Annotated in this window: 23 protein-coding genes, 2 tRNA genes and 1 other RNA gene; 5 read left to right on the top strand and 21 right to left on the bottom strand. The window is 37.0% G+C overall.

The genetic code is table 11. The features are described from left to right. Positions 1-208: 208 nt before the first annotated feature. The 4 genes from AC3A54_RS06040 to AC3A54_RS06025 all read right to left on the bottom strand — a co-directional run bounded on the left by AC3A54_RS06040 (position 209) and on the right by AC3A54_RS06025 (position 3504). The gene (locus AC3A54_RS06040; protein ID WP_487653744.1) at positions 209-658 is read right to left on the bottom strand and encodes a hypothetical protein; all 450 of its coding nucleotides are present in this window, start codon (positions 656-658) and stop codon (positions 209-211) included. Between the two features lie 119 nt (positions 659-777). After that, positions 778-1524: a hypothetical protein gene (locus AC3A54_RS06035; protein ID WP_487653743.1), complete on the bottom strand. Its 747-nt coding sequence runs from the start codon at positions 1522-1524 to the stop codon at positions 778-780. Positions 1525-1813: 289 nt separating this feature from the next. Then, the gene (locus AC3A54_RS06030; protein WP_487653742.1) at positions 1814-2152 is read right to left on the bottom strand and encodes a hypothetical protein; all 339 of its coding nucleotides are present in this window, start codon (positions 2150-2152) and stop codon (positions 1814-1816) included. Between the two features lie 389 nt (positions 2153-2541). Continuing rightward, positions 2542-3504: a S8 family peptidase gene (locus AC3A54_RS06025; RefSeq protein ID WP_487653741.1), complete on the bottom strand. Its 963-nt coding sequence runs from the start codon at positions 3502-3504 to the stop codon at positions 2542-2544. Positions 3505-3904: 400 nt separating this feature from the next. Here AC3A54_RS06025 and AC3A54_RS06020 point away from each other — a divergent pair, with 400 nt between their 5' ends. After that, on the top strand, positions 3905-4090 hold the full coding sequence (locus tag AC3A54_RS06020) for a hypothetical protein (protein ID WP_487653740.1): 186 nt from the start codon (positions 3905-3907) through the stop codon (positions 4088-4090). A gap of 587 nt (positions 4091-4677) precedes the next feature. Here the strand turns inward: AC3A54_RS06020 and AC3A54_RS06015 are convergent. The 5 genes from AC3A54_RS06015 to AC3A54_RS05995 form a co-directional block, all read right to left on the bottom strand. After that, complete coding sequence (locus tag AC3A54_RS06015) at positions 4678-5331, bottom strand: vWA domain-containing protein (protein WP_487653739.1); 654 nt, start codon at positions 5329-5331, stop codon at positions 4678-4680. 78 nt (positions 5332-5409) lie between these two features. Further along, positions 5410-6411, bottom strand: a complete 1002-nt coding sequence (locus AC3A54_RS06010; RefSeq protein WP_487653738.1) for a macro domain-containing protein — start codon at positions 6409-6411, stop codon at positions 5410-5412. A 484-nt stretch (positions 6412-6895) separates the two neighbouring features. Further along, complete coding sequence (locus tag AC3A54_RS06005; RefSeq protein ID WP_487653737.1) at positions 6896-8143, bottom strand: L-lactate MFS transporter; 1248 nt, start codon at positions 8141-8143, stop codon at positions 6896-6898. Positions 8144-8292: 149 nt separating this feature from the next. Continuing rightward, entirely contained in the window at positions 8293-9072 is a 780-nt protein-coding gene (locus AC3A54_RS06000) for a LytR/AlgR family response regulator transcription factor (RefSeq protein ID WP_487653736.1), read from the bottom strand. Next, a complete protein-coding gene (locus AC3A54_RS05995; protein ID WP_487653735.1) occupies positions 9069-10730 on the bottom strand; it encodes a LytS/YhcK type 5TM receptor domain-containing protein in 1662 nt (553 codons plus the stop codon). The genes AC3A54_RS06000 and AC3A54_RS05995 overlap by 4 nt, the downstream gene beginning before the upstream one ends. Before the next feature lie 417 nt (positions 10731-11147). On the opposite strand from AC3A54_RS05995, the gene ppsA reads away from it, so the two are divergent. Continuing rightward, entirely contained in the window at positions 11148-13748 is a 2601-nt protein-coding gene (ppsA, locus tag AC3A54_RS05990) for a phosphoenolpyruvate synthase (protein WP_487653734.1), read from the top strand. A 107-nt stretch (positions 13749-13855) separates the two neighbouring features. Here the strand turns inward: ppsA and AC3A54_RS05985 are convergent, their stop codons facing one another. Continuing rightward, positions 13856-14584: a YwaF family protein gene (locus AC3A54_RS05985; protein ID WP_487653733.1), complete on the bottom strand. Its 729-nt coding sequence runs from the start codon at positions 14582-14584 to the stop codon at positions 13856-13858. A 151-nt stretch (positions 14585-14735) separates the two neighbouring features. On the opposite strand from AC3A54_RS05985, the gene AC3A54_RS05980 reads away from it, so the two are divergent. Next, a complete protein-coding gene (locus AC3A54_RS05980) occupies positions 14736-14957 on the top strand; it encodes a hypothetical protein (RefSeq protein WP_487653732.1) in 222 nt (73 codons plus the stop codon). 158 nt (positions 14958-15115) lie between these two features. On the opposite strand, the gene AC3A54_RS05975 is transcribed toward AC3A54_RS05980, so the two are convergent. Further along, positions 15116-15661: a helix-turn-helix domain-containing protein gene (locus AC3A54_RS05975; protein ID WP_487653731.1), complete on the bottom strand. Its 546-nt coding sequence runs from the start codon at positions 15659-15661 to the stop codon at positions 15116-15118. Positions 15662-15800: 139 nt separating this feature from the next. On the opposite strand from AC3A54_RS05975, the gene AC3A54_RS05970 reads away from it, so the two are divergent. Continuing rightward, positions 15801-16424, top strand: coding sequence for a LysE family translocator (locus AC3A54_RS05970; protein ID WP_487653730.1), 624 nt, complete (start codon positions 15801-15803; stop codon positions 16422-16424). Positions 16425-16488: 64 nt separating this feature from the next. Here AC3A54_RS05970 and AC3A54_RS05965 read toward each other — a convergent pair whose 3' ends face one another. The 9 genes from AC3A54_RS05965 to AC3A54_RS05925 form a co-directional block, all read right to left on the bottom strand. Beyond that, positions 16489-17730: a Bcr/CflA family multidrug efflux MFS transporter gene (locus AC3A54_RS05965; RefSeq protein WP_487653729.1), complete on the bottom strand. Its 1242-nt coding sequence runs from the start codon at positions 17728-17730 to the stop codon at positions 16489-16491. 173 nt (positions 17731-17903) lie between these two features. Beyond that, positions 17904-18260: a hydrolase gene (locus AC3A54_RS05960; protein ID WP_487653728.1), complete on the bottom strand. Its 357-nt coding sequence runs from the start codon at positions 18258-18260 to the stop codon at positions 17904-17906. A gap of 107 nt (positions 18261-18367) precedes the next feature. Then, positions 18368-18453: signal recognition particle sRNA small type (gene ffs, locus AC3A54_RS05955), an RNA gene on the bottom strand. Further along, a tRNA-Leu gene (locus AC3A54_RS05950) sits at positions 18453-18534 on the bottom strand. The genes ffs and AC3A54_RS05950 overlap by 1 nt, the downstream gene beginning before the upstream one ends. A 12-nt stretch (positions 18535-18546) precedes the next feature. Beyond that, positions 18547-18637: transfer RNA gene (locus AC3A54_RS05945), tRNA-Ser, on the bottom strand. 111 nt (positions 18638-18748) lie between these two features. Continuing rightward, positions 18749-19300, bottom strand: a complete 552-nt coding sequence (locus AC3A54_RS05940) for a GNAT family N-acetyltransferase (protein ID WP_487653727.1) — start codon at positions 19298-19300, stop codon at positions 18749-18751. Positions 19301-19430: 130 nt separating this feature from the next. Then, positions 19431-20084, bottom strand: coding sequence for a DsbA family oxidoreductase (locus AC3A54_RS05935; RefSeq protein ID WP_487653788.1), 654 nt, complete (start codon positions 20082-20084; stop codon positions 19431-19433). A gap of 375 nt (positions 20085-20459) precedes the next feature. Then, positions 20460-21044, bottom strand: coding sequence for a hypothetical protein (locus tag AC3A54_RS05930; protein ID WP_487653726.1), 585 nt, complete (start codon positions 21042-21044; stop codon positions 20460-20462). Positions 21045-21392: 348 nt separating this feature from the next. Beyond that, on the bottom strand, positions 21393-22097 hold the full coding sequence (locus AC3A54_RS05925) for a Crp/Fnr family transcriptional regulator (RefSeq protein WP_487653725.1): 705 nt from the start codon (positions 22095-22097) through the stop codon (positions 21393-21395). 37 nt (positions 22098-22134) lie between these two features. Between AC3A54_RS05925 and AC3A54_RS05920 the strand changes: the two genes are divergently transcribed. Then, positions 22135-23262 carry an aminotransferase class V-fold PLP-dependent enzyme gene (locus AC3A54_RS05920; protein ID WP_487653724.1) on the top strand — a complete coding sequence of 376 codons (1128 nt, stop codon included), beginning with the start codon at positions 22135-22137 and terminating at the stop codon, positions 23260-23262. 107 nt (positions 23263-23369) lie between these two features. On the opposite strand, the gene AC3A54_RS05915 is transcribed toward AC3A54_RS05920, so the two are convergent. Continuing rightward, on the bottom strand, positions 23370-23849 hold the full coding sequence (locus AC3A54_RS05915; RefSeq protein WP_335548691.1) for a DUF3830 family protein: 480 nt from the start codon (positions 23847-23849) through the stop codon (positions 23370-23372). Positions 23850-23858: the final 9 nt, after the last annotated feature.

Genomic DNA, 23858 nt, shown 5'->3' with positions numbered 1-23858 from the left:
TCTGGTTAATTTAGAAGTGCTGGCAAGAGTCTCCATTCCTAGCAAACTAGTAAATGAATAACTTCTTTCACCTCAAATTCTTAACCATTAAATAATAAATAGTATTATATAGAATATTTAGATATATTACAATAGCATTATTGCTATAGTAAACAAAAGAATTCTTACAAAAAAATAAAGCCCTAGTAACCACCAGAGCTTTTACGGTTTAATTCTCGATTCGCTTTTCAACATTAAACAATCGCTTGTCCATTTCTGTTAACCTGTTATTTATATAATCCACTTCGAAATCTGTTTTCTTTTTAGTCGTCTTCAATATTCCTACTACGTCCTCAGCTTGGGAAGTTTCAATTCTATTAACAGTTCCTTTAATCTCCCGGATATCAGATTTCACTTCTACCATATCAGTTTTTACTTCTACCAAATCAGTTTTTACTCCCACCAAATCAGTTTTTACTTCTACCAAATCAGTTTTTACTTCTACCAAATCAGTTTTTACTTCTTTCATATCTGTTTGTAATTCTTTCATATCTGTTTGTAATTCTTTCATATCTGTTTGTACGACTTTCATATCTGTTTGTACGACTTTCATATCTGTTTGTAATTCTTTAATTCCGGATTGTAGTTCTTTTAAGATTTCTAGAATCTGTTTTTCCATTCCGCTCACCATCCATTTTTTTATTATAAGGGTATTTTTAATTGAATTCTACTTAATTACTGCAATATCTGAAGTGAAATAATTATTTGAGAAATAAATAGGGGGTTTATTCAGAGTGACTAGATTACCGAGGATGCATTGGCTTGCTCTTTAGAGATGATCTTTTCTATTTGCAACATGACTGAAAGGACATGAATAAACGCCTCATGTAAGGTAGATGTTTCTAAATATTTTTCATAATGATGATGGATGCAGCTGGCCATTGCTTCTCTTGCTTGGTAGTCAAAATGGTAAAAGTCAACGATTGGGAAAAATAATCCGCCACCTAATGGAAGTAGGGTCCCTGCGATGAATTCTCCCTTTTTAACAGGGCATGCGGTCGGATCATATATGACAACATCCATTGTTTCTTCCGCCAAAACGTCAATCGCAACAAATGCATGATCATTATATGTATGGCCGACATAATAGAACTTAGGAGCTGCACGATTGCATTCTTTTAACCAAGAAGTAATGAAGGGCTTGTTTCTCAGCATATGGTTCTTTTGTGCTATATAATCATCCATACATCTCAACTTAGGCTTACGCGTCGATTGATATAATAAGTCCCACCAAAAGAGATTGTCCAGTAATCCTTTGTGTTTTTCTTTACTAGGTTGAAGGTCATCTACCAATTCCTTCAGAAGTGAAATATTCTCATCATGGTAATACTCATCAATCGCATAAATCATAAAGTCTCGAATATATTCATTTACCATTACCTCCCTTAAATCTTCCGAAACAGGATAATCTGATCGAAATGTTTTTGCCTTCAAATCTGATTGGACAAGTTCAAGCACATTTTTAACGTTTTCTTTTAGTTTCATTTTCTTCATTATTCCTTTCATATGTGTTTTTGTAATTATTTATTTTTAGATTGCTCTAGTTTACTCACCTTTCTCTTTACGCTCGCAACCTCATTGAAAAGCAATTCAATATCAGCATTCACATCTGATTTAAATGCCTCATATCTTTACGGAAATGAGTTAAATTTTCTGTTAGTATTGTAGTAGAATGCTTAATAATATTTATAATTTCAGATTGACCTGCTCTTAATTCTTTTATGTCATTTCTCATTTCTCCTTGACCTGACTCCAATTTCCCAACCTGATTAGATTATTCTTTTTGTCCACTTTTTAAGTCATTTTGCACAATTGTAAACTCAGCTTGCCTCCTTGTTAATTCCATTTGACCATTTTTTAATTCTTGGTTATCCTTTCTCAATTCCTTTTGGTCAACCTTTAATTCCTCATAATTCCTTGTTAGTATCTTTTGGTCAGCGCTTAATTCTGCGTAATTCTTTATTAATACATTTTGACCTTTTTTTAATTCTTCTTGTCCTGTTTTAAGATGAACGATTCGATAAAGAACATCCATTTGGTTCTTCTCCAGATTTTGAATAGAACTACTATTGTTTTCCAACTCTGAAAGAATTTTATCTAATTTTTCTTCCATAACCAAAACCTCCAATATTAATTTAAAATAAACTAAATAAACTGTCTTACCTCTCTTATTTGACAGTATACTCCGTATAAAGATAATGACAAAATGCCCTTTCTATATTTACATTGTATCTAACCATGAAGGAAAACAATAATTAATGAAGGGTAAGTTATGATTTACTAGACAGGAAATAAACGGGTAAATTCAATTTAATATGGTAAAAGAAACGTGGGTATTTGCGTTAGTGTTGCAAGGAAAATTTTAATGATAAATAACAAACCTATTATATCATTAATGTAATTTGAATGCTGATAGCAAAACTAGATTTCACAAAAGTGTAATAATTATACAAAAAACAGTGCCAAAGAAAACCCTCGGCACTGTTTTATTTAATATTATTATTAAACCTTCATCACTTCAATTACTTGCTTTCTATCGAAAACACCCGCTAAATAATCCGCGGTCGTTAGATACACCATTCCATTCCCCTCTATCTTTGGAGAATTACCTAGTGGAACCGTTCTCTTAATTAATTGCGCGTATAGTTCAGTCTCTGTTAACTCTCTCTCAAACGATTCGAACGTAAGTGCCTTTAAGAGGGCTAAAGCACCAGATACATGTGGTGTGGCCATCGACGTTCCACTGAGCTTTGCGTATTTTCCTTTTAAATAAGTAGAAAGAATATTTTCACCAGGAGCCACGAGATCCACTTCATTATTCGAATTAGTAAAATCAGAAATTTGTCTCTCTAAATTAATAGCCCCTACACTAATGACTTCATTATATGATCCAGGATACCCAAATTCATCGGTTGAATCCTGCCCATCGCCTTCATTGCCTGCCGCACATACAACAAGGATATTATTTTCTACTGCCTTTTGAATTGCTTCATGCAATTCAGGAACATCTTCGGGACCGCCAAGGCTCATGGAAATAATATCAACCTTTTGTTCTATGGCATAATAGATCCCATTTATGATCCATTCATATTGGCCAGATCCGTTTCTATCAAGGACTTTGACAATTAATAGATTGGCCTCAGGAGCTACACCAACAACCCCTTTTTGATTGATCGTCGCTGCCATCGTACCAGCCACATGGGTGCCATGACCATTGTAATCCCGATACACCTCTTTAATGCCTTTGTCATCCCTCGTGAAATTTCTTCCGCCAATAACTCGGTCCTTCAAGTCGGGATGAGTCATATCACAGCCGGTATCAAGTATAGCAATTATGACTCCCTTACCCTTTGTCTTCTCCCACACTTTCGGGGCCTGTATCATATCTACCCCTTTTGGCACCTCGGTTACTTCTTCAACCTCTGCAATCACTTGGTACGGAATCAAGCGTACGTGTCGCTCCATTATTTTCCCTCCTGACAGATTTATTGAAGCCAACCCATGATGTTATTAATAGTTTAACAATTCAGAATCTATTAATATTGATTCTTTTGGCATATTTTTCTATTAAACCACTCCTTTCATTGTTGGGAAAAAAATCAACCTTTCACCTTTTATATTTGAGAATAATAGAAAATGAGACAGGTTATAATAGAAATAATTTTCTACAAATCGTAAGAACAGCTTTTGATTTACCGTCTTATTTTGTCCGAAAAAGAAATAAATTTACTTTTCCTAATAAAATTTGCAGATTCCTGTAGATAAGTTTTATAACTTGATTGCAGGAAAAAACATACTCGTTATAAAAATAGTAAAGCAGGCGGAACAGACGTCTAACGAATAAGTTGAAAGGTGGTCATGATCCTTGGCAACGGATTTATCCCTGCAACAAATCGTCGAAGGTCTACCGAAGTCATTGTTATATGCAACTGATAGGGATTTGGAAGGATTCCAAAAAATTATTGAAGAAACAATAAGATTAAGAGAAGGTCATAAAAATCTGCAAAAAATGGTTAAAAACTTCTCAACCACTACGATTCAGAGGACTTAAAACATACTGACTAAAACTATTTTGAAGGTGTAATCACCTTCTTTTCTTTTTTTGGAGGGTGTTTTTCTCAAATCTCAGACTAGTTTCGTTTGAATTAACCAACCTATCAGATGTTGATCCAGGTTTGCACAGAGTTGCCCCTGATTGAAAGACATTTTTCATCTCAATCTATCTCTTTTTGTCCTTCATTCTCCCGATGAAAGACATTTTTCATCTCAATCTATCCCTTTTTGTCCTTCATCCACCCGATGAAAGACATTTTTCATCTCAATCTATCTCTTTTTGTCCTTCATCCAACCGATGAAAGACATTTTTCATCTCAATCTATCCCTTTTTGTCCTTCATCCACCCGATGAAAGACATTTTTCATCTGAATCTATCTCTTTTTGTCCTTCATCCACCCCTAAATCATAGAACTTGTCAAAAGTTGCCTCAGGTCCAGACCGAGTTGAACTTAAATTCATTAACCTTGTCAAAAGTTCTATTTATATTAAAAAATTAAGTAAAGAGTGCAATAACTTTTAACGAAATGAGCTTTAAAAAACGCAAATAAGGAAGCACTCTTCATGCTTCCTTAAAATCTAAAACTATTCTTTCCTCATACGGCGATTATAATCCCTCTCAATGCCTTCTTTCCAGTTCCGTTCAATCTTTTTCCCGCTGCGAAGATTGCTTACTGCTTCATTTACCGCTTCGTAATTTAATTGCGTTCCAACCTCGTCCGAATGGTAATCCACGGCGAAGTCCTCTTCAATTCCAAATTTGGCGGCCGTTGTCACCGCATCAATATTAGCTCCTAGGAACAGGAACTCCCACCCATACTTCTCCTTTTGATGTTGAACCATTTTTTTAATTTTATCAGCTGTAAATTCATGGCTGGCATTCTCCATTCCATCCGTTGTAATCACGAATAGAACCGTTTCTGCTCGTTCCTCTTCACTCGTTTTCTTTTGGACATTCACGATTTTTTGAATCGTAAAGCCAATGGCATCTAATAAAGCAGTCGTGCCCCTAACTTCATAATCCTCATCGGTCATAGGAGAAATGCCTTTTACATTGATTCGATCGTGTAATAATTCGTATTGATGGTCGAATAATACGGTAGTAACAATGGCTTCTCCTTCTGCTTTCTGCTGCTTCGCAAGCATTGCATTAAAACCGCCAATCGTATCCGCCTCGAGTCCTGCCATTGATCCACTTCTATCTAAAATAAACACTAATTCAGTTACATTCTTTTTCATAAATTATCATCCTCCGTTAGTTGATAAACAAAGGATAACAATTTTTCAAAAAGAAAAGGTCGCTCCGAAAGCGACATTTCAGGCACCGAGTAACGGTTGATCAAAAGCGAATAACGCTTCATTGATTTCATAGATATTGTAGTTAGCCTGCTGGATAAAGTACTCAATGATGACATCGAATTTACTGCTTCGTGACAATGTAAACCCCGCTGCAGACAGCAGTTCCAACGTTTCCTCAAAACACAATCCAAGTGCAATGGCTAACGCAACGGCCGTTTTCTTTTTTGGAGTATAATCAACGCCATTCCGGATTTTAGAAAATAATCTCCGGTCAATATTGGCCCGTTTATACGTTTCCACATCCGTCATACCTTTTTCATCTATAAATCGTAACAATCTTTCAGAAAAAGACTCATCGAGTTGATCCAACATATTTACTAAGGAATACTCTGCTTCCTTAAATATCTCGTGTTGAGTGGGTTCATCCTCAAACAAATCTTCTAACACATATGGTTCTTGTCTATTTCGATTAAAAGTGATAACGGCTTCATCAACATAATTCTCATCGATATATTCATCAATCGATTGAAATAATTTCTTGCTAATACCAAACGAACTTTTGTCAAAAACAACTAGGTAAACATACATATCTTGTTGTAATAAGAAGGAACTAATGGTGGAAATAGCAATTTGTAAGGCTTCCTCCTTGGGATAGCCATAAATGCCAGTTGAAATCAACGGAAAGGCAATGGATTCACATCGATAGTTCTTTGCTAGTTCCAAAGAGTTAGAGTAGGATTCCTTTAACAAGGCTGCTTCCTGATTCGTACCATCTTTCCAAGTCGGTCCTGGAGTGTGAATGATGTATTTTGCATCCAGCTTAAACCCATCAGTAATAACGGCCTCTCCCACCTTGCAGCTACCGATTTGATTGCATGCTTCCTGTAGCTCACTGGAACCTGCCGCACGAAAAATAGCCCCACATACACCGCCACCCTTTTGAAGCGATGTATTCGCAGCATTCACAATCGCATCTACCTTCATCTTCGTAATATCGTTACGAACAATTTCTAATGGCATAATTTTTCCCTTCCCCAAGTTTATCGTTTAATTCTTATGTCTATTATATCAAATTACTAATAGGGAATAGACTACCAGAACTAACTGATTTTTTACGTGCACGGGCACTAATCCCTCCGACTAGTTACCATTCAACGGATTTTTCACTCTCCACAGGCACTAGCCCCTCCGACTAGTTACCGTTCATCAAATTATTCACCCTTCAAAGACCTAGCCCCTCCGGAAAAATCAATTTTGTTAGCTAATCATGGTTTTGGCAAACTAACTCACAATTGCATTTACAATGAACAAAAAGTATTGTTACTTTAAAGAATTTCTATTTTAATTTGCTAGAAAAATCTTAGGAAAATCCTTGATATTACAACAAAAAATAAAGGCGTGAATTCTTATACGAATTCACGCCTCAAACTTATTGTGATTTACTTTTTTGCACCACGTATTGGAAACCGATAAAACATGCCGGCATCCTTTTAATAGCACACGATTAACTTGCCCGTGTCTCAGGTGAAAGGCTACGTACCTTGCCATGATTCCTTTTTTCCTTCGGTTTCTTATTACCAAAGTCCGGTGCTTTGATCGTCATGGCGATGAGTAATGAGACAATGCTCAATACGGCAATAAGCTTAAAGGTAGGTATGAAACCACCTAAGGCAGAGGCAATAAATGATCCAGAAATGGCTCCAATTCCGAAGCCCTGATAAATGATTCCGTAGTTTTTGCTCTGATTTTTCAAGCCAAAGAAATCGGCTACAATAGCTGGGAAGATAGTAATATTTCCGCCAAAACAGAAAGCAATCCCGGCTACACAGGTAAAGAACAAGACATAATTAAGTTGGACAAAGCTTAAAACTGTAACGGCTGCCGCAGTTAAAAGAAGTGCACCTGATACCACCCTTAAGCGGCCCACTTTATCTGATAATGCCCCGAGAATGATGCGTCCGCTTGTATTAAAGATGGCAACTAATGCCACAGCATTACTTGCTGTTTCAATATCAAGTCCTACCAATCTAACACCAATATCCTTAACAATCCCTATCAAGAATAAACCACTCATGCACGCTGTGAAAAATATGACAAATAATAGATAAGCTTGCTTTGTTTTTAGCATTTCTTTAACTGTGAAATCTTTTTGGATGCTACCATCAAGGGTTTTCGGCTCATGACTCATTTTTGCTTCCCTTACAAGGAATGAACCACCGACAACCATAATCATGACGATTAATCCCCAGTAAAAGAAGGCATGGGACACACCAACTGATTGGATAAGTGAACCGTTAATGAATTTGAATAACAAACTTCCCGTACCGTACGCACCAACAGAAATTCCAGAAATAAGTCCTTTTCTCTCAGGAAACCACTTAATTAAGTTTGATAAGGAGGAGATATAAGCAGTACCGTCTGCTGCTCCAACTACCATACCAACTAAAATATAAAGCATCCACAATGACGAGACCTGAGAACTAAGGATTAATCCAGCTCCCATCACAAGACCTGCACAACCAATTAAGCGTCGAAGCCCCCATTTATCCTGTAGCTTCCCGGCAAACAATGTAGAGAATGCCAAGGCGAAGCTGGTGATTGAAAAAATAATAGCAACAGAATTTAACTTCCAATGAAAGAGTTCGACTAACGGCTGGTTAAAAAGACTCCAAGTATAGATGGTACCTAATCCCATCTGTACAATTATAGTTCCTAACACAATTAGCCATCGACGATCTGTAGTTGATTTCATAGCGATCTCCTCTTTTCTTCCATATAAAAAATGATAATGTTTCACATCAGAATCTTTATTTGATTTTGTTTACATCATCATCATAGCACCGAAGAAAAAGAAGAAACCGTTTTCAGAATGAGATGCCTATTATTCGGAATGAATGGCTGTTAAAGATGCATAATTTGTCGAAACGCTTTCATTTTACTTCTGCTTACCGGAATTTCCTCTGATTGTCCCTTCAGACGCAGCATGTAAGTTTGATTAAACCATGGTACAATTTCTCGGATTTTGGTCAAATTAACCGTATATGAACGGTGACAGCGAAAGAAAAGATCCTCTGGTAAAAGGGAATCAAATTCCGTTATGCTCATCGGCATGGTGTACTCTTCCTGTTGGGTATACACCAATGTAACTTTTTCACTAGCTATAGCGTAATAAATATCATTCACATCTGTGACGATAATTTTATCGTTCTTTTTCAAATTGATTCGACTAGTCGTCTTCGATGAGATTTCTCTTTGTTGTCCTTGAGATTTCGGCTGCGATTCGATTTTTCTGTTTAGGAGAGGTGTTTCGGCGTGATCTCGTTTAAACGCAGATTCGAGCCGATTTAACATCGCGGCAATCCTCTTCTCGTCATAGGGCTTTAAAATATAATCAAAGGCTTCAAGTTCAAAAGCTTGTGCTGCATGCTCTTTGTAGGCAGTAGTAAAGACAATATAAGGCCTTTTTGTAAATTTACTTATCGTACTCGCTAACAACATGCCATTTAGAGACGGAATATTAATATCCAAAAAAATTACATCTGTTTCATGTTCCTGCAAAAATTTTAAAACATCTAAACCATCATCAAAGAAATGGGTCACTTTAATTTCGCTATAGGATTCAACTAAATACTCCAGTTCTTCACGAGCTGGTATTTCATCTTCCACAATAATCGCTCTCATAGGTTCTCCTTTACCATATCAAAAAAAACTTCTGTTCCAGGTGATAACCGATGAATGACCAGTCCATGGCCATAGATGAGTTTCACTCGCTGGTGAACATTATACAAGCCGATTTTGTTGGCTGGTACATCATCATGCAGCAACTGTTGAATGACATCTTCACTAATTCCAGCTCCCGTATCCTTCACACTAATTCTTATTTTATTTCCCAAATCCTTAACTGAAATGGTTACCACTCCTGGGCCTTTTATCGTTAAGATTCCATGGATAATAGCATTTTCAACTAAAGGCTGGATGAGCAGGCTAGGTATGTTGACATTCACATCGTCAATATCGTATTCCACCGTTAATCTGCTACCGAAACGCGCCTTCTCTATCTGCACATAATCACGAACTTGCTCTAATTCTTTATGAATATCAATCAATTCATCACTAACTTCTAAATTGTAACGCATATAGCCAGAAAGATTGATAATCAATTCACGCGCCTTTTCTGGATTTTTGCGTGTGGTGGAAGCAATCGCATTGAGTGCATTAAATAAAAAGTGCGGATTAATCTTCGTTTGGAGTGCCTTCAGTTCAGCCTTGTTGGCAGCTTCCTTGATCTGCTCAATGCGTGATACCTCCATAAGTGTGGAGATGATTTGTGAAAGTCCGATGGCCATAGTTTGCAGCGAATGGGTCATTTTATAGGCTTTTCGATAATAAATTTTAAGAGTTCCTGTCACCTCTCCATGTTCCTCAAAAGGAACAATTAAAAGGGAGTGAATTTGGGGAGTATGGTGATCCGCGACTTGATTGCGAATAATGAATTTCCCACTGTGAATCGCCTCTTTAGTCAAATCACTTATGATTTCCTGGCCGATTGCATATCGTTCTTCTCCAAAGCCCACATAAGCGAGCACATTATGGGTATCTGTAATAGCAACTGCGTCAGCTTTTATATCATTTTTTATAATACGGCAAATCTTCTTAAGGGAATCCGCGTTAATAGACCGAAAGTAAGGCAGTGTCTTATTGGCAATATCCAGGGCTAACTTTGCCTGTCTCGCAGCAATCATTTCCTTTTCACCTTCAACGCTCATCACTAGCATAACAATAAGCCCAATGTTAACCTCTCCTGCAATCATAGGGAAGGCGATTTTTGAGACGATGTCTAAACCTAATTCAAATGGATTCGCCATCACAAGAATCAGCACCATAGTCAACATTTCAGATAACATTCCGGCTGCTATACCATAAATCCAGCGCAATGACCTCTTCACTCTTCGGTTAATATAACCTGAAACAATCCCCGCTAAAATACTCGTAATGAGACATGGGATTGAAGTGGGTCCACCAATATCAATTAAATATCGATGTACTCCTGAAACAATCCCGGTAATGATTCCTACCCAAGGTCCAAACAAGATCCCACCCGAAACAACTGCGATAATCCTAACATTCACAAGTGACCCTTCCACATTAATTCCTGAATAGGTACCAAATATGGCAAATAAACAAAACACAAGTGTAATGACAACGCGCTCTGTAAGTGAATGGCGGTCTTTTTGAAGCGATTCCTTAAACCTCGGGATTCGTATCATAAAGAACAGGCAAATCAAAAGCAAGGCAGCCCGTTCAAATAAATGGATCAGCATTTCTAATGTTGTATTCATCTAAAGTTCCTCTCTATATTTCTAAAAACACTTCTATTTTGGAGATATCTATTTATTATTTCCACTTATTTGCTTGAAATTTATGTACCATGAATAATCTAATAGAAGGATGAAGACTGAGACATTTTTTAACATAGAAAATATATGACGCTTCTAAAAACTCACCAAAATACAAAACAGTGGGGAACGAATGCTCCCCACTGTTTATTACATTATTTAGCTGGTATTTTCATTAATGGTTTTGAAAATTTCAATGATTGATTTTCGGGCCCGGGACATCACTTACTGTATGGTGATTTTTGTACTCTTCCTATATTAATTATAACATATAAAAAACAGTCAAAATAGACTATTTATTCCCATTTACTACTGCTAAAATGCAATAGAACTTTAATGTGATTTGTTGGAGGGATATGGATGGGTTCATTGGCTCTCGGCTTTCAGGAAATAGAAAAAACACAGCTTTTGCTTGTTGGCGGAAAAGGGTTAAATTTAGGGAAATTATCAAAAATTCAAGGAATACACGTACCAGAAGGATTTTGCGTTACAACTGTGGGATATCAAAAAGCCATCGAACACAACGAAACGTTTCAAGCATTGTTGAATCAACTAACCATGTTAAAAGTAGAGGATCGTGATCAAATTGGTGAAATCAGCAGGAAGATTCGGCAAATGATTATGGAAGCTGAAATTCCGTATGATGTGGTGAAATCAGTTGCCGACTATCTCTCCAAGTATGGCGATGAAAATGCTTATGCCGTGCGTTCTAGTGCGACTGCAGAAGATTTACCATATGCCTCTTTTGCTGGTCAACAAGACACCTATTTAAATATCATCGGAAAAGAAGCCATCTTGCAGCATATCCGAAAATGTTGGGCTTCTCTATATACGGATCGTGCTGTGATTTATCGCATGCAAAACGGATTTGATCATCGCAAGGTTTATATATCCGTTATCGTTCAAAGGATGGTTTTTCCACAAGCATCAGGGATTTTATTTACCGCTGATCCGATTACCTCTAACCGAAAGTTGCTATCAATCGATGCCAGTTTTGGGCTTGGAGAAGCACTGGTCTCTGGCTTGGTATCTGCCGATTGTTACAAAGTACAGGAACAGAAAATCGTCGATAAGATGATAGCCACAAAAAAATTGGCTATCTATGCACGAAAAGAAGGCGGAACAGCGACCGTGTTGATCGAGCCTGATCAGCAAAAGTCCCAAACACTTACTGATGAACAAATTTTACAACTGGCACGCATCGGAAGACAGATTGAAGCCTATTTTGGTTGCCCTCAAGATATCGAATGGTGTTTGGTTGACGAGACATTTTATATTGTCCAGAGTCGTCCTATCACGACTCTTTTCCCTATCCCTGAAGCGAATGATCAAGAAAACCATGTCTATGTATCTGTCGGTCATCAACAAATGATGACAGACCCCATGAAACCATTGGGATTGTCATTTTTCTTGTTAACAACTCCTGCACCAATGCGTAAAGCTGGTGGAAGGTTGTTTGTTGATGTCACAGGACAACTCGCTTCAACTGTCAGTCGAAACAATCTATTAACCGTTATGGGGCAACACGAACCGCTCATTAAAGACGCCCTTATGACTGTAGTCGAGCGAGGAGATTTTATAAAAACGTTGCCAGACGATAAACAAGCACCAAGTCCTAATAGAAACAATCCAGATATGATGGCACAATTCGATAATGATCCGTCCATAGTAACGAATTTAATCAAGACTAGTCAAACATCCGTAGAAGAGTTAAAACAAAACATTCAAACGAAATCAGGTTCACAAGTTTTTGAATTTATTTTAGAAGATCTTAAGGAATTAAAGAAGATTTTATTTAACCAACAAAGTTCGGCTATCATTAGGGTAGCGATGAATGCTTTATTATGGATCAATGAAAAAATGAACGAGTGGTTAGGTGAAAAAAACGCAGCAGACACACTTTCTCAATCTGTACCAAACAATATTACTTCAGAAATGGGTCTAGCGTTAATGGATGTTGCAGATGTGATTCGTCCTTATCCAGAAGTCATTGATTATTTACAACATGTAAAAGATGATAACTTTTTGGAGAAAATCGTGAAGTTTGAAGGTGGAGAAAAAGTGCGAGATGCACTAATCACTTTTCTCGATAAATATGGAATGAGATGTGCCGGAGAAATTGATATTACGAGAACCCGTTGGTGCGAGAAACCAATTACACTAATCCCCGTGATTCTTGGTAATATCAAAAACTTTGAGCCGAATGCCAGCCGCCGGAAATTTGAAGAAGGCCTGCAGGAAGCCTTGAAAAAAGAACAAGAGTTATTAAATCGATTGAAGCAATTGCCGGATGGTAAACAAAAAGCCAAAGAGACACAACGAATGATTAGCATCATTCGGAATTTCAGCGGGTTTAGGGAATATCCAAAATACGGCATGATCAATCGCTACTTTGTTTACAAACAGGCATTACTGAAAGAAGCCGAAAAACTCGTACAAGATGTCGTTATTCATGAAAAAGAAGATATATATTATCTTACTTTTGAAGAACTTGGCGAAGTCGTACGCACAAATAAACTGGATTACCAGATTATCAGCAAACGAAAAGACGAGTATAAATTATACGAAAAACTAACTCCCCCACGTGTGATTACCTCCGATGGTGAAATCATTGCAGGTGAATACAAACGAGAAAATCTCCCAGCCGAAGCGATTGTAGGTCTACCTGTTTCTTCTGGAGTGATAGAGGGACGCGCGCGTGTCATCTTAAACATGGAAGATGCTGCTTTAGAAAATGGAGATATATTAGTCACCCCCTTTACTGACCCTAGCTGGACACCATTGTTTGTATCCATAAAAGGCTTAGTCACCGAAGTTGGGGGCCTGATGACCCATGGAGCAGTTATCGCACGTGAATATGGCTTACCGGCAGTTGTTGGTGTAGAAAATGCTACCAAACTAATAAAAGATGGCCAACGAATTCGCGTACATGGGACAGAAGGGTTTATCGAAATATTGTAAAAAGGAAATTGAAAACAAAATATAGGAAAAGGCTCAGTATAGTGAACTGAGCCTTTCATTTCGGGTTTTTTAGTCTCCATCCTTTTACTGCACTTTTATTGAATGTGTCAACTTAACCCGCTTCCTTCACCTTTTTGTTTTTCTTCTATCATTTGTAAAATTCCCATTGGAATATAGGTAATACCAAATACAATCAGTGCAGCAATCTCTAGATTGATATAATACATAATCCCAGTTCCAAAGAATGTGAGAATGGTTTCTGATTTTGTTGGAGCTGCCAGGTAGAAAAAGTTCGTGTCAATCAGCTTATTCAAGATAAATATGGGAACGGCAATAATATTAGCGGTTACATAACTAAACAAGATAGCTTTTCTTGGAACTCTGTAACCTTCATATAGGATAAAATACAATGCGGCTAACGGAAGGACTGAATGATGAAGGAAATACTCAATATAGTGAAAGTGTGGGAATGTGTAGACCATTTCTGGTGTAACCATTGCTAAAAATGGAGGAAGTGTACCGAAAAAATATAACAAATAAAACATTTTATGATTCTTTTTCAAAAATAAATACATTGCTAAAAAGGTACTAAGTGAACACAGCTGTAAGGGAAGATCACTCACATCCCATTGATCGGTTAAAATTAGCCATAGATGCGAGGAAATCTCACAGGCTGCTAAAAGAAGAAACAGTGTCCATTTAATAATCTGCTGATACATCTTACGTTTGTTTCTAAAATACACTAAAACACCACAGGCTACAAAGAATGCCACTAATGTCCAGATATGAACAGAAGAAAATAACTCAAATCCCTGCATTCCTGTCACAGAAAACATGATGTTGTCACCACCTCTCGCTGTTCAGTGAAATGCTGTTATTTTAAGTGTATTCACCAATAGAAAAAAATGGCACGAATTTAATTCGTATCTAAGAAAGGTAACGTAAGTTTCATTCTTAGCATATAATCATGATGGGTGGGTGATTGATATGGAGAATAAAGTAGAACAAGCATTTAAAATCAATTTTCTGAAAATCGGCACAATGACCAATACTGGAGCTTTACAAATTGGTGTGGGGTCTGGTAGAAAAAAACGAGGTCCTTCAGCCGGTTATACTACCATTGGAGAGAGCCTAGTGCAAGTTACAGCACCCACAGCACCTGCTGTTCCCTTGCAAGCACCAGTTCGTGATTCAGCAAAAGGTTTGTAATTTTGATAAGAGAAGCGGATTGATTTAACAGGTCCGTTACCTTTCGAAAACATAATAAACAGTAAAATAAAAAATGACCAACAAATTAGCTGGTCATTTTTGTTTGATTTAAGCAGTTTTTTTAGTAAATTTCCCCTGTTGTACGTTCAACCAGGATTTTAAAAAGCCGGTGGAGTGACCGAAAAAAGGATTGATGCTTTTTCATTAAAATGATTTTCCCATTTATGTTTCATATGTGCGGGTATCTTTACACTATCCCCAGGCTCTAATATGTATTGTTCATCCTCTAAATACACCTTTATTTTTCCTTCCAGTACAAAAGCAACCTCTTCTCCTTTATGTGCCAAAAGTTTCTCAGATGAAACTGAATGCGGAGGAAGATTCATAATCGCAGTTGCCAGCGATCCTGAAAAATCAGGTGATAATAATTCATATGAAAGACCATCAACAATCATTTTTTTTCGCTCATTTGACCTTACAACTAAATCAGCTGTATTTGCCTCTTCTAGTAAAAAACTAAAAGTAGGAACATCAAGCGCCTTAGCTAATACCTTTAGAGTTTGAATGGAAGGATTGGCTAACCCTCGTTCAATTTGACTTAACATGGACGGTGTGATTTCAGCTATTTCCGCTAATTCTCTATTACTTAAACCTCTTGCTTTTCTGAATTTCTCCACTTTTTTACCAATATCTATATTTTCCATTGTACTCCTCTTGTTAAATATCATTAAATTTTATTAAATAAAAATTAACAACTATTTGTAAATGCGTTAAATTATATTTAACTTTATAAAATTATATTTTACCCACTTGTATTTTACAAGTCAGGAAGGAGTGGAGAGAATGAATGACTTCTTTACGTTTTTAATCCTTTCATTATTCGTTGTCATGAGTCCAGGAATCGATACAGCACTTATTACAAAGAGGACGATTTCAGATGGAAGAACAGATGGCTATAAAATGGCTTTAGGTATTACAGCGGGCTCATTGGTGCATACCTTCGCTGCTGCCTTTGGCCTTTCCGCTATATTAATGCAGTCTGCCCTTGCTTTTGAAATTGTTAAATATGCGGGTGCCATTTACTTGATTTACCTCGGATTATCTTCTTTCATCTCTAGGAAAAAGAAGAAAGTTGCTAATATTGAAATGCAAAATCATTCTGACTTGAAAAAATCCGCTTTTAAACAAGGTCTCTTTTCAAATGTACTCAATCCTAAGGTGGCCATGTTCTTCTTAACCTTTTTACCCCAATTTGTTCAACCGGGAGCTGCAGTTACAAAACAACTGATTATTATGGGTGTTATATACACATTCCTATCCATCACTTGGTTCTTTGTATATGTCTTTTTCATTAACTATTTGCGCGAATGGCTTATATCTCCGAAAGTGCAAAGGATTATGGATAAGACAACAGGAGTTATCTTAATTGGATTTGGATTAAAATTGGCTTTAGGTAAACAACAATAAGTAACTTGATACAAAAAAACGCTAAACTCAAATAAAAATGAGTTTAGCGTTTTTTGATTTATTATTATTTTTGTTTAGATAACTTAATAGATGTTTTAGTGGGTTTTACCACCTGTATCGCACCTTTTCGTACTAACCCAAAATAGGATAGGAATGCCAGAAAACTAGCGCAGAAGATGATGACACCCATTGGAATGCCTGTATTCGGCCCTGCTATACCCACAAGCGGAGCTGATATGGAGCCGAGGACAAAAGGCAATACCCCTAATAAGGCAGAGGCACTACCCGCAATATGTCCTTGCGTTTCAATCGCCAAAGCAAAACACGTAGTTCCAATAATACTGATAGATCCTACAAAAAAGAAGATCGGAATGGCTACGGCGAGAAGCGGTGCATTTAAAAACAAAGCGATTAATAATGAAGCACCCGCAAAGGTAGAAATCGCTAACCCTATTTTTAAGAAAGTCCGCTCCGGAATGATGTCTGCCAAACGGCCAACCAACTGACTTCCAATAATTAAAGCAATTCCATTTACTCCAAATAAAAAACTAAATTGTTGGGGTGTGACTTCATATATATTCTGATAGACAAACGGAATCCCAGATACATAGGCAAAGATCCCGGCAGTCGTAAAACCTTGTGTTAATGCGTATCCTAAGAATGTTCGATCTCTGAATAATGAACCAAAGTTCTTCAGAATTTGTGGTAAATTGCTAGGAACACGATTTTCTACTGGCAGAGTTTCTTCTAATTTTAATGAAACAGTGAAAAGCAACACCGCACCTAAACAAGCCAAAGCAACAAAAACCCCATGCCAATTGGTAAAAGCAAGAATCCCCCCTCCAGCAATCGGTGCAACGATTGGCCCTAGGTTCCCCACTAACACCATCATCGTAAAAAACTTGGTCAGTTCCCTTCCACTAAAAAGATCCCTGACAATCGCTCTTGAGATCACAAGTCCACCTGCTGCAGCAAAGCCCTGGACTAGACGGGATACTATAAGGAAATAGATATTTGGTGCAATCGCACATGTCAGCGATGCAAGTAGATACAAGATGATAAAGAAGATCAAAGGTTTTCGACGGCCTTTCACATCACTCATTGGACCAATGATCAATTGCCCCAAACCCAGACCTAATAAACAGGAAGTTAAACTAATTTGAACCAATGAAGCTGTGGTGTGATAATCTTTTACAATCGTTGGAAAAGACGGCAAATACGTATCAATTGTAAAAGGTCCTAATAGTCCAAGTGATCCTAGAAGTAAAGCCAGCTGTATTCGTTTCTTTCCACTCGGTTTATTCAATGTTCATCGCCTTTCTAAAAAAATATTTGGTTATTCACTTATTTCAATTTATTTCGATATGCTAAATAAAAATAATTTTCATTATAACCCATTCTTCCTCAATCGTAAACAATGGTGATTTATTCCTTTTAGATCATAATAAAAAGCACTCAAAAATTGAGTGCTAAAATGCATTAAAACTCCCGGTACCCTAGTAGGTCCTGTTCGTTTTCTAATTCACTATTCAAGATCCCCATTTCGCGAATGTGTGCTCGAGTTTTTTCATCTCCCAAATAATAGAGTAAAGAATAAATCACCATCATTCGTATGTCATATTCTTTATTTTCGGGCTGATGATGATATTCAAGAAATGGAATATGTGCCCGGATATAACTTTCCCAATCGGTTTCATCGGTTTTATCAAATAGCCGTTCAAGGACAGCAGCTTGACTTTCCGTTGCGTAAATCCTAAAATCCCATTCCGCTCCATTAGGTTCAGTAAAAATCTCGTGAGATTGTATATTAATAAAATAGCTGTGTTTTTCATCCATAAGATCATCTCCTATCCTTTTTCCATGTATACCACAACTTTTCGAGTCCAAAACCGTAAAGAAAAAACGCTAACCTCAAAAAGAGATTAGCGTTTTCGTTTTCGCACTATGTAATAGCCCACACAATTTCACTAGTTATGGCTGCTGCATTCCTGCCCTGACCAGTTTCCTAGTGTCGTTGTTGGACTATGATGCGGGTGAAGGGAGTCGAACCCCCACGCCCGAAGGCGCCAGATCCTAAGTCTGGTGCGTCTGCCAATTCCGCCACACCCGCATTTTAAAATTATGGCAGAGAAGAAGGGATTTGAACCCTCGCGCCGGTTACCCGACCTACACCCTTAGCAGGGGCGCCTCTTCAGCCTCTTGAGTACTTCTCTGTATGAAGAACTACTTCAATAAAGTTCGGTTAAGAACTTACAAGACAAATATATCATCTATACAGATTGGAAGATAGCTGTAAATTTTGGTAGTCAAAAGTCCTAAGGTTTCTATCTCTTTTTCTGAAACGATGCTTTATGGAACTTTCCAATATGCTTAAACAAATCCTCACCAGTAAAGTCCTTATGCTTAGACTTGGTTTGAACATACATTGCCTGATAAGGTTCCGGCACCCATATATAATGATGAATATAATCAGTCAAAGTAAAACCACACTTCTGCCAAAAATGGATTCTTTTAATGTTTACCGGTGTTTTTTCTGCTTCAACCTCAATGATTAATGCATCAAAGTGATCTTTACCCAGAGACCATTCATGAATATAGTTCACCATTTTCTTGCCTAACCCCTGGTTTTGATAATCTGGGTGAACAGCCAAATAATCAATTAATAAGGCATCCATTTCATTCAATTTACCGGTAAGGGCCATCGCTACGATTTGGCCATCCAAATATCCCACATGTAAATAGCAAATCCCTTTTTGAAACATGTTTCGAATGATGTCCTCTGGTTTTGCTCCCTTCTCTTTAAAAGCCTGTTTATAGATGAAGCCTGCATCGGCCCAAATCTCGTCATTCCATTGATCATACGTTTGATAATTCAAAACTATTTACCTGGAGCATTGTCGCAAACATGCTACCAGATATACCTCCTCATCATTTTGTTATTATTATTTACTGATTAGTAAAAAACAACCTGAAATTGAATCAGGTTGTTTTTTGTATGGCAGCATCCTACTTTTTAGGTATTTCACAACCATTTTCATCGCAGACGATTCCATCATCGTTGTTTAACACAACGATTTCATCCTCTTGAATGACTTTTCTCAATGCTTGAACAAATGCATCAGTTGGTTGTGCACCAGATAGGGCATACTTTTTATTAATTAGGAAGAATGGGACACCTGTAATCCGGTACTGCTGTGCGGTTTGCTCATCCGCACGTACGTCATTAGCCATTTCGTCACTAGCAAGCATGTTTTCAACAGCTACCCGGTCTAACCCTACCTCTACCGCCAAATCTGTTAATGTTTTATGATCGCCAATATGCTTGGATTCCGTAAAATAAGCATGTAAAATGCGCTCTGTCATCTCTTTCATTAAACCATGCTTTTTAGCAAACATTGTCACACGGTGTGCATCGAAGGTGTTTGTTAAAATGAGCGTATCCATATGGTAATCCAACCCAGCTGCCTTCGCCATTTGAACCATTCGTTCAGTATTGGCTTTAGCTTGCTCGATACTCATCCCATATTTTTTTGCTAACGCTTCATAAATGTTTTCTTTAATGTCCCGACCCACTGTCGGATCCAATTCGTAGCAACGATACGTTACTTCAATCGGATGGTCAATCTGTTTAATGGCATCCTCCAGATGCCTTTTGCCAATATAGCAAAATGGTCAAGCAAAATCAGTCCACATTTCAATATGCATGTTTGTCCCTCCCGTTTGTTTTTCTTGTATAGTATAAGGGAAACCATGATTTTTTACACAGAATATGATTCATTGGTGAACTCAAGTAGTACTTTTTCCGAATCATATTTTGCTTCTCGATCAACTTCACAACCTCAACATTGGCAGATGATATAGCAGAAAAAACTACCATAAGAAAAAAGACCAGACATTCTGTAACATGTCTGGTCAATCAATAGATGGTCCCCTCAAAAGGGCAGCTATTGTGGTGTGATAATCCACCCGAACCTCGAAAAAATCAAGGGGGATTATTTTTTTAAAACGACAGCTTTACTCGCAAAAAGAGCTGTCCTATCTAGCTGAATGAATGGCATTCAGCTCTTCTATAATATGATTAGCATACGTTTGGCATAAATTCATAACCGTATCAATGACTACTTTTGTTGAATATTCCATGAAGTTCACCATGAAGTCCCTATTATCCGGTTGCAAGAATGTCCCTATAAATTCAACCAACAAATCATTTACTAGCTTGGTATGGAAAAAAACACCTTCAGCATGGATTACTTGCTCTTTAATGTCCGAGCCTTGGTAAACTAACTGTTGAAACCGAGGCATATTTTCTGCAAGGAAATTAGTTTCTTGTACTTGTTTAGGAACATCCGCCATGAGAGAATGGAAAATTTCTAGTGGGAAAAACTGTTCTTCTTCAATACACTGTGCTAAAAATGAGATGGCCGTATTTGTATTTGCGTATTGAAAGGTTACAATTTCTAAGAGTTCCTCTAAATACTCTTCGTGCGAACCTACACCTTCTCTTATTTTTATTAAAACCTTTTTAACCCCTTCTTCCCGCTCAACTTTATCCCAATGAGGCTGACTAATAAAAGCATGAATGACTTCTGCTGTGTTTTTTGATAATAATTCTAATGACAATGTTATCGTCTCCTCTAATTAATTTCGTATTTGTGAATCGGTCTCAGGTTAAGACCATCTTACTTAACTAAGTTCTTATTAGCTGATTAGACAATAGATTTTGCAACATACTTCACATTATAACTCAGACATCAAATGACATAAACTTTTAATTTTCAGAAAAAAAAAGAGGCGCCACTTCAGCCTCTTGCACGTAAATCTTTCAAGTAAACAATAAAAAAGAAGACGTTTCTACTTAGATAGATTTGTTTTATTGGTACCTGACACCATAAAAAGATCAAAAGCAAAAAAATAATGACATTGTTAACTATTTTACATTATTTTTTGAACTTTCAAAATATAATAAACCTAAGGAAATAGCATTTTTTCATTTGCCAATTCAGCAAGTTCCTCAATATTGTTAATCATATATAACTTTCCTTTTTTCACAATATATGAATGATCTTCAAGCCATTTAATATTCTTTGCAATGGTTACCCTTGTAGTACCTAATAAGTTTGCCATTTCCTGATGAGTAAAACTAATGGTTACTTGAACCTGATTTTCACCTATCTTTACACCATATTGTAAAGATAGCTGAATGAAAGCTGCACAAACCCTCGGCAGGGCTTTCATATAGCTTAATTGTAAAGATTGCGAACACAACAGCCGATATTTTTTTGTAATAAGGTCAAGAGTTTGATGAATGTATTGTGGGTTATTCGAAAGAAAATCAAAAAAGGTTGGGATTGAAATTCTATGTAGTATTACTTCAGATGCGGTTATTGCATTAGTAGCATAACGGGAGTCACCATTCAAAGAACACTCACCTAGTAGCCCATTTTTCCCGATAATTGCGAGCGCCTTTTCTTCTCCGTTTGGTGAAATCAAGAACAACCGAACGCGTCCAGATTCAATTAAATATATATAATGGCCAACTTCGTTTTGATGGAAAATAGTTTCGTGCTTTTCAAATCTAATTTGTTCGGATTTTGGCTTTAATTCCTGCCACGTGAAAGGAAGATAGTCCAGCCAAGGATTTAGCAAATTGAACTCATTAACAATATCATTCATTTTCTTCACCTCATTTTGATATGAAAGGACTTTGTTTATGGAAAATTTAGTAGGAATTAGATCGGAATTTCCCATCTTAGAAAAGAAAATCATACTTTCAAGTTGTTCACAAAGTGCAATATCACGTAAGGTAATTGAAGCCATGGATGCATATAAGAATAGCTTAATAGAAGAAGGCATGTCTTGGGATGTTTGGATGGAAAAGGTGAATAGCGCGAAGGTGAAATTCTCTCAACTTATTAACTGTAGACCTGATGAAGTAGCCATTTTATCTTCAGTTTCTGATTCTATTTCATCCATATTACACTCATTAGATTTAAATATGCAAGAGGTTTGTGTAACAGAAATGGATTTTCCTTGTATTGGCCACGCAGTCTTGGCACAAAAAAGAATTCAAAATTTTAAAGTTACATTTATACCATCGGCTAATAATGTTATACCACTAGAATACTATGATTCATTTATTTCTGAGAAAACAGCACTTACCTGTATTCCACATGTTTCCTATTACAATGGATTCAAACAAGATATTAAAGAAATCGCAAAAATTGCCCATAAAAAGGGATCCCTTCTTTTAGTAGATGCCTATCAGTCTGCAGGCAGTTTAGAAATAGACGTTAAGGATATGGATATTGATATATTGGTAACGGGAATGCAGAAGTATCTTCTAGGTGTACCTGGCATCTCGTTCCTTTATATAAAAAAAGAGATTTCAGAGCAATTATCACCCTCGACCATTGGTTGGTTTGGGCAGAAAAACCCATTTGACTTTAATTTAAAATCATTGGAATTAGCTGAGTCTACGCAGCGATTTAATACTGGGACCCCTCCAGTAGTTAATGCTTATATCGCTGATGCAGCTCTATCTTTCATAAATGGGATTGGGATAAAGGCAATAGAGCAACATTTGTACAATTTATCATCTTATACTTTAGAAACGGCTACTCAAATGGGATTTCAGATTGCTAGTCCATTAGATTTACAAACGAAAGGTGCCAGCACAGCAATTTATGTTAAGGATGCTAATAAGATTGAATATTTATTGAAAGAGCAAGGCATCATTGTATCGGCTCGAAAAGATGTCATCCGTGTCGCACCACATATTTATAATACCAAAGAAGACATTTATGAAAGTTTAGCTCAGTTAAGCCGTTTAACTTTGTGATTCCCCCTATTATACTTATTGAGTCTAGCCTAATATTAGGCTAGCAATTTTTTTGAAATTAAAAACGCACCTATTAAAACAGGCGCGCTCAATTTAATAATTTTGGATTATTTAAGATTCTGGCTTATCATTATTTTTTGCTGTCCCTTCATATGAATGACTTTGCCAATTTCCTCAAGTTCCACCAAATCTTCTTCTACCACTCTTGCAAAAAGATTACCCGGAATCCAACCAGCTGGAAAAAAGGTGCGTGCATCTTTTCCATAAAAAAGCCCAAAATCATAGATTGGAGTTGGAATTCCCCCCCATGCGTACTCAGGCATAAAGGTAAAAAGAATATCTCCTGGCTGAGGGAAACACGTTAGATTTTCTTTTGCTGGATCATGAAGAGATGTATCTTTACAAACATCTACTGGCAATTGGATAGAAATTTCCTTCCCTGTATACATTGCATGCCTTCCGGTAGTATAAATAGGGTTCCCAAGCAATCTCATGAAAGCGGCACTTGTTGAAGGGGCCTTCTCATTTAATAATCTTGCCTTGAGTGAAACATCTGAATCTAAAAAGGTAATCGTAAATGTATTCAAGATTATCTT

Source organism: Neobacillus sp. Soil_C_43 (genome assembly GCF_057656715.1).
This window is presented reverse-complemented; position numbering and strand designations above follow the sequence as displayed.